Origin of the sequence: Sporosarcina ureae, from assembly GCF_029267015.1 — a bacterium.
Classification (GTDB): domain Bacteria; phylum Bacillota; class Bacilli; order Bacillales_A; family Planococcaceae; genus Sporosarcina; species Sporosarcina ureae_D.
Genome location: NZ_JARIEA010000028.1, coordinates 37,271 through 47,118 on the forward strand (window position 1 = coordinate 37,271; position 9,848 = coordinate 47,118).

Annotated in this window: 12 protein-coding genes and 8 tRNA genes; all 20 read left to right on the forward strand. The window is 40.8% G+C overall.

Annotation, left to right across the window (positions count from 1 at the left end; genetic code table 11):
• Window positions 1–55 precede the first annotated feature (55 nt).
• Window positions 56–361 (forward strand): transcriptional regulator, encoded by a 306-nt coding sequence (locus tag Q7P97_RS04220; protein WP_303967026.1) that lies wholly within the window; start codon window positions 56–58, stop codon window positions 359–361.
• A 4-nt stretch (window positions 362–365) separates the two neighbouring features.
• The gene (locus tag Q7P97_RS04225; protein WP_029054722.1) at window positions 366–716 is read left to right on the forward strand and encodes a type II toxin-antitoxin system PemK/MazF family toxin; all 351 of its coding nucleotides are present in this window, start codon (window positions 366–368) and stop codon (window positions 714–716) included.
• A 185-nt stretch (window positions 717–901) separates the two neighbouring features.
• Window positions 902–1,729: an RsbT co-antagonist protein RsbRA gene (rsbRA, locus tag Q7P97_RS04230; protein ID WP_303967035.1), complete on the forward strand. Its 828-nt coding sequence runs from the start codon at window positions 902–904 to the stop codon at window positions 1,727–1,729.
• A gap of 1 nt (window position 1,730) precedes the next feature.
• Window positions 1,731–2,093, forward strand: a complete 363-nt coding sequence (locus tag Q7P97_RS04235) for an STAS domain-containing protein (protein WP_083034138.1) — start codon at window positions 1,731–1,733, stop codon at window positions 2,091–2,093.
• Window positions 2,094–2,095: 2 nt separating this feature from the next.
• The gene (locus Q7P97_RS04240; protein ID WP_303967037.1) at window positions 2,096–2,497 is read left to right on the forward strand and encodes an anti-sigma regulatory factor; all 402 of its coding nucleotides are present in this window, start codon (window positions 2,096–2,098) and stop codon (window positions 2,495–2,497) included.
• 7 nt (window positions 2,498–2,504) lie between these two features.
• Window positions 2,505–3,515, forward strand: a complete 1,011-nt coding sequence (locus Q7P97_RS04245; RefSeq protein WP_369684314.1) for a PP2C family protein-serine/threonine phosphatase — start codon at window positions 2,505–2,507, stop codon at window positions 3,513–3,515.
• Window positions 3,516–3,616: 101 nt separating this feature from the next.
• Window positions 3,617–3,958, forward strand: a complete 342-nt coding sequence (locus Q7P97_RS04250; RefSeq protein ID WP_303967041.1) for an STAS domain-containing protein — start codon at window positions 3,617–3,619, stop codon at window positions 3,956–3,958.
• Entirely contained in the window at window positions 3,945–4,418 is a 474-nt protein-coding gene (rsbW, locus tag Q7P97_RS04255) for an anti-sigma B factor RsbW (protein ID WP_085427345.1), read from the forward strand. Before Q7P97_RS04250 ends, rsbW begins: the two co-directional genes overlap by 14 nt.
• Window positions 4,393–5,178, forward strand: a complete 786-nt coding sequence (sigB, locus tag Q7P97_RS04260; protein ID WP_303967044.1) for an RNA polymerase sigma factor SigB — start codon at window positions 4,393–4,395, stop codon at window positions 5,176–5,178. The genes rsbW and sigB overlap by 26 nt, the downstream gene beginning before the upstream one ends.
• Complete coding sequence (locus tag Q7P97_RS04265) at window positions 5,178–5,774, forward strand: PP2C family serine/threonine-protein phosphatase (RefSeq protein ID WP_303967046.1); 597 nt, start codon at window positions 5,178–5,180, stop codon at window positions 5,772–5,774. Before sigB ends, Q7P97_RS04265 begins: the two co-directional genes overlap by 1 nt.
• A 111-nt stretch (window positions 5,775–5,885) precedes the next feature.
• Complete coding sequence (locus Q7P97_RS04270) at window positions 5,886–8,027, forward strand: Tex family protein (protein WP_303967054.1); 2,142 nt, start codon at window positions 5,886–5,888, stop codon at window positions 8,025–8,027.
• Window positions 8,028–8,041: 14 nt separating this feature from the next.
• Window positions 8,042–8,494: a SprT family protein gene (locus Q7P97_RS04275; RefSeq protein WP_303967048.1), complete on the forward strand. Its 453-nt coding sequence runs from the start codon at window positions 8,042–8,044 to the stop codon at window positions 8,492–8,494.
• 256 nt (window positions 8,495–8,750) lie between these two features.
• Window positions 8,751–8,822: transfer RNA gene (locus Q7P97_RS04280), tRNA-Glu, on the forward strand.
• Window positions 8,823–8,873: 51 nt separating this feature from the next.
• Window positions 8,874–8,948 (forward strand) — tRNA-Gln (locus Q7P97_RS04285).
• A 72-nt stretch (window positions 8,949–9,020) separates the two neighbouring features.
• A tRNA-Lys gene (locus Q7P97_RS04290) sits at window positions 9,021–9,096 on the forward strand.
• A 79-nt stretch (window positions 9,097–9,175) separates the two neighbouring features.
• A tRNA-Leu gene (locus Q7P97_RS04295) sits at window positions 9,176–9,262 on the forward strand.
• Between the two features lie 37 nt (window positions 9,263–9,299).
• A tRNA-Gly gene (locus Q7P97_RS04300) sits at window positions 9,300–9,373 on the forward strand.
• Window positions 9,374–9,377: 4 nt separating this feature from the next.
• Window positions 9,378–9,454, forward strand: a tRNA-Ile gene (locus Q7P97_RS04305).
• Window positions 9,455–9,594: 140 nt separating this feature from the next.
• Window positions 9,595–9,670, forward strand: a tRNA-Thr gene (locus tag Q7P97_RS04310).
• Between the two features lie 4 nt (window positions 9,671–9,674).
• Window positions 9,675–9,751, forward strand: a tRNA-Pro gene (locus Q7P97_RS04315).
• The last annotated feature ends 97 nt before the right edge of the window (window positions 9,752–9,848 follow it).

Consider the following 9,848-nt stretch of genomic DNA (forward strand, 5'->3'; position numbering starts at 1 on the left):
GTCTTTTCATATTCCAATATAAATGGTAAGATAGAAATGATATAGAAATAAAGGGATGGGTTTGTCGGAGGTGCTCGATTTGCGTACGGATAAAAACGATAAAGGAATACTTAGTATAGCCTCGACCAGATTGCAACAGCAAAATGAAGACGCAATCTTTCAATGGGAGCAAGTGCAAGAAGATTTCGTTTATATGACAAATGTGAAACATATCGAAAATGGTGAAGCTTCCTTATTGCGTGAAGCCATGATTAGAGGTTATGTGGAAATGTCGCAGATCAACCTCAACATAGCGGCAGAATGTTTATATGCGGAATTTGAAGCTCAGCATACCGTAGAACGTTGCGTCAGCGGAGGATGAAAAGTTGGCAATTAAACGCGGAGACGTCTTTTTTGCAGATTTGTCACCTGTAGTCGGTTCTGAACAAGGTGGAACTAGACCGGTACTGATCATTCAAAATGATATCGGTAATCGATTCAGTCCCACAGTTATTGTAGCAGCCATTACTGCACAAATACAAAAAGCAAAATTGCCGACACATGTCGAAATTACAGCGGCACGGCATGGATTCGAGCGGGATTCAGTCATCCTGCTCGAGCAAGTCCGCACAATCGACAAGTCAAGGCTCACAGACAAAATAACTCACTTAGACGATGCGTTAATGAAACAAGTCGACGAAGCGTTGCAAGTAAGCTTCGGACTTATTAAATTTTAGCATACATATATCTAATAATACTTATTGCAGATGGTGCTAGTAACCAATGGCTGCTTAAAAACACTATAGCCAATCGGTTATAGTGTTTTACTTTTTGATTTCAAAAAAATGACTAAAAACATGTAGTTTGTAGAGAAATTCGATACAATAGAGATAATTGAAGATGTAGGGAGGAACAAATAACGATGAATGAAGTTATGAGAAAAGGAATAGCCGATAATATAGATACAATCACTACGCGCTGGGTGGAAGAAATGAAAGAGAATGCGGATGAGCGTTTCTTAGACTTAATGCCGGCTGCGGTAGTAGCAACGACAAGTAGAGAATTCACTGAGCTTATGACTTCTAATCTAGCTGCACGCGAAAAAGTGGACAAGGCACGATTGGACGAGTTCACAGAAAAAATCATTCATTTTGGTTGGTCCATTAAATTTATTAACCGTGCAATTGATACGTTTTCTTCGGTAGTATATAACTTATTCTTTGAAATAGGGATATTGGAAGAGTCTAATCTACGACAAGGTGTGAATATCTTCTCTAACTGGATCAATCCATTGAGAGAAAGCATCATCGAAGAATACTCTACAAAGTGGGAACGTACAGATATCTTGCAGAAGATTGCATTGCAAGAGCTTTCGGCTTCGTTGATTCCTGTGTTCGACAAAATCTCTGTCATGCCGTTAGTGGGTACGATTGATACGGAACGTGCGAAATTGATCATGGAGAATCTACTCGAAGGCGTTGTTAAGCAACGTGCTGAAGTTGTATTGCTTGATATCACGGGTGTACCAGTTGTAGATACGATGGTTGCACACCATATTATTCAAGCGGCTGATGCTGTTCGTTTAGTCGGTGCGAAATGTATGCTTGTCGGAATTCGTCCAGAGATTGCGCAGACTATTGTCACGCTAGGTATTAATCTGACAGATTTCTCGACAACTAGTACGTTACGCAGAGGCATGCAGAAAGCGCTAGAAATGACAGGACGTACAATTGTGGAGGAGGAAAAGTAGTATGAAGATGCGAATCCCGATTCTAAAGCTAAAAGACACATTGATTGTATCTATCCAAGTGGAGCTTGACGATCAGACTGCTTTACAATTCCAGGAAGATTTACTGAATCAATTGCATAAAACGTCTGCACGCGGCGTTGTGATCGATTTGACACCAATCGACTTCATCGATTCATTTATCGCCAAAGTTCTTGGAGATGTTATTCATATGACGAGTCTTATGGGTGCGAAAGTTGTCATCACAGGTATTCAGCCTTCTGTAGCCATTACACTAATTGAATTAGGTATACGTTTAGAGAATGTTACTACAGCATTAGATTTAGAGAATGGGCTAGAGAAATTAACTAGAGAATTGGAGGCCTGACCATGGAACACAGGTCTTCTATAGAGATCAATACAGAATGGGATATAGTTGCTGCTAGACAATTGGGCCGTAATGAAGCGAAGAGCACTGGTTTTGGGACAGTTGACCAAGCTAGAATTACAACGGCTATTAGCGAACTGGCTAGGAACATATATCTTTACGCAGGAAAAGGCAGAATTGAAATAGAGTCTGTTACAGTAGGTCCACGTGTAGGCTTAATTATTACAGCTTCCGATGATGGACCGGGTATTTCTGATTTGCAAAAAGTAATGACAGATGGATATACGACATCAGGAGGACTTGGTGCAGGTATGCCAGGGGTCAAACGGTTAATGGATGATTTCAGAGTGGATACGGAAGTGGGCGTAGGAACCACTATTACAGCGACGAAATGGTTGCACTAGGAGTTGAATGATATTGCCACAGGAGGCGGGTAAGCAGTATAAACAGATGCTGGAGAATTATCTGCACTCCAAAGGAGAAGAAGATCTCTATTTGGGACAGCAATTCAGCCGTAGCTTCATAGAAAAGGATATCGCTCCAGAAGATGTTATCAGTATTCATAAGACGTCAATTGAACAATTGATTAAGGATCTGCCGTCTGATGTCAGTGTTTCATTCGACTTTTTAATTGAAATGATGATTCATTATGGACTAGCACTAAGAGAACATCAGAGCTTGATTCGCAAACAGGAACTCATTCAAACGGAGATGGATATTGCTGTTCGTGTACAAAATACGTTGTTGCAGACGACAACTCCCCGAGTCGAGGGTCTGGATATAGGCTGGACTTCAAAGCCATCTAAACAAATGAATGGGGATTATGTCTACTTCCTGAATGATAATACACATGAGGTATGTCTAGCGGTAGCAGATATTATCGGGAAGGGTATGTCCGCTGCTATGCATATGTCTATGGTCAAGTTTGGCATGGATAGTTTGCGATATGAACAGAGAAGTCCTTCCGAAGTGCTAAGCTTCATCAATAAAATGGTGGAGCGAAGTATTGCCGATACGATGTTTATTTCCATGTTCTATGGAAAATATGACACGGAAAGCTCTGTGTTCCGCCATTCTTCAGCTGGTCATGAACCTGCGTTGTTTTATCGTGCATCCGAGAATAACTTCAGTTTGCTTGAGAGCAAAGGGTTATTGCTAGGAGTACAAGAAGATGCAAAGTACGAAGAACGTACAGTGCGTCTTGAAAATGGGGACTTCGTCGCAATCATGACAGATGGCGTTACAGAAACGAGAACGGAAAAAGGATTTATTGAAATGGATGTCATCGAGGACTTACTAAGTGACGTACGTACAGAAAGTGCTCAAACGATGGTTGATCATTTATTTAGTGAACTTTCTAAAATGCAGAATTATGAATTGCATGATGACTTTACTCTAGTTATTTTGAAAAAAACAAAATAAAGGTTTAGAAAATAAAGGAATGGGTATAAAACAAGGAGTGTATAGCAAGTTAGGTTACGCTATACATCTAAGAAAATAGAGAAATCGATCGGGGTGGCGAAATGAATTTACAAGTTGAGCAAGTGGATAAAGATCTTGTGCATAATTTTAAGGTTATCGGTGAAATCGATATATATACGGCACCAAAGCTAAAAGAGCATTTGACTAATTTAGAATTGGCAGAAGGAATTGAAGTTGAATTGGATTTGTCTGAGGTCAATTATATGGATAGTACTGGCCTAGGTGTATTTGTTGGATTTTATAAGGAAGTAAAAGCACACAATGGAAAATTGGTTATCAAAGGATTAAACCAACGCCTTTATCGATTGTTTGAAATTACTGGCCTTAGTGAGATTATGGAGATAGAACAGTCTAAAGGTGGCGAAAATAATGCAAGCGTTTGATTACATTGAAATAAAAGTTCCGGCAAAACCTCAATACGTTGGTGTAGCTCGATTAGCCATATCGGGGCTTGCAAGCCGCATTGGATTTACATACGATGAAATTGAAGATTTGAAAATTGCTGCGAGTGAAGCGGTAACAAATGCTGTTCAACACGCGTATAATGACGAAAAAACAGGTGAAGTAATTTTGGGCTGTGCCCTTTATAAAGATCGTCTAGAAATTGTCGTCACAGATCATGGTCAAAGTTTCGATTTTGAAGAAACGAAGAAAAAGGTCGGTCCTTACCAAGATTGGAATGAAGAATCACCTCTTAGAGAAGGTGGCTTAGGACTATATTTGATGGAGACTTTAATGGACGAAGTCAAAGTTGACCATGGGGAGGGTGTCATTGTTTTCATGACCAAATATTTGGGCAGAGAGCGGGGAGAAGACCATGTCAAATCAACAGTCTTCTCGTGATAACGAAACAAAAGAACAAGTCATTCAATGGATACATGACTACCAGGAGAATAATGACGACTATGCACAAACGCAGCTAGTCCTGCATTATGAGCGACTGGTGCACTCTATTGCGCGTAAATATTCACGTGGGCAATCGCACCATGAGGATATTGTCCAAGCAGGAATGCTAGGACTTTTAGGCGCAATTAGGAGATACGATCCTGAGCAAGGACGTAACTTCGAAGCGTTTGCTGTGCCGACAATCATCGGGGAAATCAAACGTTTTCTTCGTGATAAGACATGGGCTGTTCATGTACCGCGTCGAATTAAGGAATTGGGTCCGAAAATCAAAGCGGCTGTAGAAATATTGACGACTGAATTTCAACGTTCACCAATGGTTTATGAAATTGCAGAATATCTAGGTACCGACGAAGAATTAGTTCTTGAAGCGATGGAAATGGGCAGGAGCTACCAAGCGCTGTCAATTGATCATACTTTGGACGCGGATTCAGAGGGTGGAACGATCACGCTGCTTGATATTATTGGTGAGACGGATGACGGTTTTGAAAAAACAGATCAACGCATGCTTGTATTAAACGCCCTAAACGTTTTAAGTGAACGAGAACGTCAGATTATTCAGTATACATATATCGATCAGATGAGCCAGAAAGAAGCTGGAGAATTACTGGATATTTCTCAAATGCACGTTTCACGTCTTCAACGGAAAGCGATTAAAAAGTTACAAGAAGTGATTTTAACGAGTGGTGGTGCAAATTAGTGGAAACTTTTGAGAATGACTATGTAGAAGCATATATATACCAACAGTCCAAAAAGGGTAATAAAGATTCTGGGGATGCATACTACATTCATTCAGAAGAAGATTATTTCATTTGTGCTATTGCAGATGGCTTGGGTAGTGGAACAGAAGCGAAAGAGTCAGCAGAAATAATTCCACAAGTCTTAAAACACTATCATCATGAATCACCTGACGATTTGTTGCATCGTTGCAATAAACAGATGTTGCATAAACGAGGTGCTGCAGTAGGGATTGTAAAAGTGTATTTCGAACAACAAACCTTGGAATATAGTTGCGTTGGTAACATTCGGATCTATATCCTGCAATCAAATGGTCAGATGATTTATCCATTGCCGGTAATGGGCTATCTATCGGGCAGACCACAATCACCGCGTACGCAAAGATATCCTTATAATAAGAATGATCGATTCTTCCTTCATTCTGATGGTGTAAACTTGCGCAGTCCTAAAAAGTATCTACAGGAAAACTCTACTCCGTACCAATTGTACAAAAAAGTTGAAGGTACAATTGAAGATAACGATGATGCCACATTCATCTCAGCTAGCCTGCTTCATTAAGTTGAAGCAGCTTTTTTGTGTCAAAAAATAAAAGGTTGCAGAAGGAAACTGTTTTCGAAACATGCTATTATGTGGAAAGAAGAAGGGGTGGTTGAATTGTCAAAAGATCTTATGGAAGCAACTGCAAGCCGGGCGGGAATTGGTAAACGTCAAACTGCAAGCGTTATCGCATTGTTGGAAGAAGGCAACACAGTACCTTTTATTGCGCGTTATAGAAAAGAAGCGACGGGGTCACTCGATGAAGTACAGATCAAAGATATTGAAGATGCATATCATTATATAAAATCGCTTGAACAGCGGAAAGAAGAAGTCCTTCGTTTGATAGAAGAGCAAGGGAAACTGGATGATGCGTTAAAGGCTGAGATAGAGCGTGCGAGTGTATTGCAACGAATCGAAGACTTATATCGCCCTTATAAACAAAAAAGACGTACGAAGGCAATGATTGCGATTGAAAACGGTCTAGAGCCACTGGCTGATCAACTCATGCAACAGTCGTCTGCGAACATTGAGACTATTGCACAAACGTATATTAATCCTGAAAAAGAAATCCATTCAATAGAAGATGCTCTAGAAGGAGCAAAGTTTATCGTTGCGGAAAGAGTATCGGAAGACGCAACGATGCGTGAGAAAATACGTAAAATCACATGGGCGTCTGGAAAATTGACCGCAATCTTGAAAAAGGATGCGGAAGATGAAAGAAAAGTCTTTGAAAACTACTACGAATACGAAGAACCTCTTAATAAGATCGTACCTCACCGTGTTCTAGCTATTAATCGCGGGGAGAAAGAAGATGTATTGCGTGTAGGCGTAAGTTTCCCTACAGATCGCATTATTGGTGATTTAGAACGTATGTATCTTAAAAGGCACCCTTCTACTTCTGCAACTTATATAAAAGAAGCGCTTGAAGATTCTTTTAAACGTCTAATCGCTCCTTCAATAGAAAGAGAAGTTCGTACAGCTCTGACTGAAAAGGCTGAAACTCAAGCTATTCATGTGTTTTCCGAGAATCTGCGCAGTCTATTACTGCAACCGCCGCTAAAGGGTAGAACAGTACTCGGTGTAGATCCGGCGTTCAGAACAGGTTGTAAACTAGCAGTGGTAGATGAAACAGGGAAACTCCAAGATATTTCTGTTATTTATCCGCATCCGCCGAAACCTCAGAAAGATGCATCTAAGAAAGTAATTCTAGATTTACTAAAGAAGTATCCAATTTCCATCATCGCGATCGGTAATGGTACTGCGTCGCGGGAGACGGAAAAGTTCATCGTGGATCTAATTAAAGAAGTGAAAGAGCCGGTTTCTTATGTAATTGTTAATGAAGCGGGGGCAAGTGTGTATTCAGCTTCTGCAAAAGCGCGAGAAGAGTTTCCAGACTTACAAGTGGAACAAAGAAGTGCGGTATCTATTGCGCGCCGACTACAAGATCCGTTATCGGAACTTGTGAAAATCGATCCCGAATCTATTGGCGTCGGGCAATACCAACACGATGTAGCAAAAAAGAACCTAACGGATTCGCTTTCATTTGTTGTAGAAACAGCGGTTAACCGAGTTGGGGTTAATGTCAACACTGCTTCATCGTCGTTGTTGCAATATGTTTCTGGCCTATCTAAAACAGTAGCAGAGAATATAGTCAAAGCGAGAGAAGAAGTAGGGAAGTTTACAAAACGCACAGAATTGAAAAAGGTACCAAGACTAGGAGCGAAAACTTATGAACAGGCAATTGGCTTCTTGCGTATACCGGAATCAAAAGAACGTTTTGACTCGACAGGAATTCACCCCGAGAGCTATAAAGTTGCAGAAGCGGTATTGAAAGAGTTAAAGCTTACTAAGTCCCAGCTAGGTACTGAAGATGCAACAACTGCTCTTGAACAAGTAGATATTGCGCAACTTGCGGTACAGTTGGATGTAGGGGAAATCACGCTTCAGGATATTATTCAAACATTGCAGCGTCCAAACCGTGATCCACGAGATGATTATCCTCAGCCTTTACTGAAAGCAGATGTGCTCGATATTAAAGACGTGCATGAAGGTATGGAATTACAAGGAACTGTCCGTAACGTAGTGGACTTTGGTGCATTTGTAGATATTGGCGTTTCAGAAGATGGATTAGTACACATATCTAAAATGAAAAATGGTTATGTAAAGCATCCTTTAGACGTTGTGGCATCAGGTGATATTGTTACAGTATGGATAGATTCTGTAGATCGTAAAAAAGGGCGAATCGCGTTATCTATGCTTCCTCTTAAGAAATAAAGGAGAGAATCAGCATGTCAGAAGAATATTTACAGCAGCTGGTTGAGCAGATCTCGTTGGAAAACTTTCATAAACCGTTTGTCCATCAAGCGATTTTTAATAGCAGACTGCGGACAACGGGTGGTCGCTATAAGTTAAGCAATCATTTTATAGAGATTAATCCGTTAGTTATTAAACTTCATGATAAAGAAGAATTAGTCGGGATCATTAAACATGAACTTTGCCATTATCATCTTCATATAGAAGGTAAAGGATATAAACATGGAGATCCAGACTTTAAAGAGCTACTGAGAAAGACCAATTCACCTCGTCATTGTAAGCCGCTTGCGGAACGCAGAGCGAAAAGTACGATTATCCATTTATATCGTTGCACGGCTTGCGGATTGGATTATCCAAGACGCAGAAGAATGGATTGTACGAAATACCGCTGTGGAAAATGTGCAGGGAAGATAGAAAAGATGAAATAAATATAAAAGACATGCAATCGCAACGATTGCATGTCTTTTATATTTATTTAGATATGGAGGTGGTCAACGGCATTTTTAAAATAAAACAGACAGGGCGAAAGGTTGTTATATCAACGTTTTAAAGACTATAGAAAAGTTTTTTTAAAAAAGATTGATGAAAAAGGTTGACGGATAAGAGAACCCTGTCTATAATAGTAAAAGTCGACTAAGACAAGCGCAACAAACGATTCACTTGTTGAAACGTCAATGTGATTGCGGCCCCTTGGTCAAGCGGTTAAGACACCGCCCTTTCACGGCGGTATCACGGGTTCGAATCCCGTAGGGGTCACTTTTAGAAAATGAACAAATCCCTGGAGACTTGATAACAGGTTATCATTGATGGGGTATAGCCAAGCGGTAAGGCAACGGACTTTGACTCCGTCACTCGTTGGTTCGAATCCAGCTACCCCAGCCATTTTTATTGCGTAGTATACGCACTAAAGAGATCAAAGGTATGTAGGACAGTTTGTTCCTTTCATTATAATACGAGCCGTTAGCTCAGTTGGTAGAGCATCTGACTTTTAATCAGAGGGTCACAGGTTCGAATCCTGTACGGCTCACCATTCATTTTAAAAAAGTTTTTGATAAAGTTCTTGACTTATTAAAATGAAGGTGTATACTAGTAATTGTCGCTGAAACAAAGCGGTAGTGGCGGAATGGCAGACGCGCTAGGTTGAGGGCCTAGTGGGGGTTAACCCCGTGGAGGTTCAAATCCTCTTTACCGCACCAAACATTCTCACTATAACAATTTAATTACAACTTACATGCGGGTATAGTTTAGTGGTAAAACCTCAGCCTTCCAAGCTGATGATGGGAGTTCGATTCTCCCCACCCGCTCCAATAGGGGCCTATAGCTCAGCTGGTTAGAGCGCACGCCTGATAAGCGTGAGGTCGGTGGTTCGAGTCCACTTAGGCCCACCATTCCGCAGTAGCTCAGTGGTAGAGCAATCGGCTGTTAACCGATAGGTCAGAAGTTCAAATCTTCTACTTCCCGCCAACAGTTTCAGGTTCAAATAGGTTAGTGGAGTACCTATGTAACAAATAACTAAACTCCACATTATGCTGGATTAACTCAATTGGTAGAGTATCGCACTTGTAATGCGAAAGTTAAGAGTTCAAGTCTCTTATCCAGCTCCAATAACCGAGTGTAGGGCAGCTTGGTAGCCTACTCCCCTTGGAAGGGAGATGTCGGAGGTTCAAATCCTCCCATTCGGACCATTGCCGTAATGCTAATCTGCAACAAGGTTCGGCGAGGGTTAGCCAATGAGTGTGATTGTAAAGAATAACCTTCGGGACTCTTGCAATAGGGAAGATT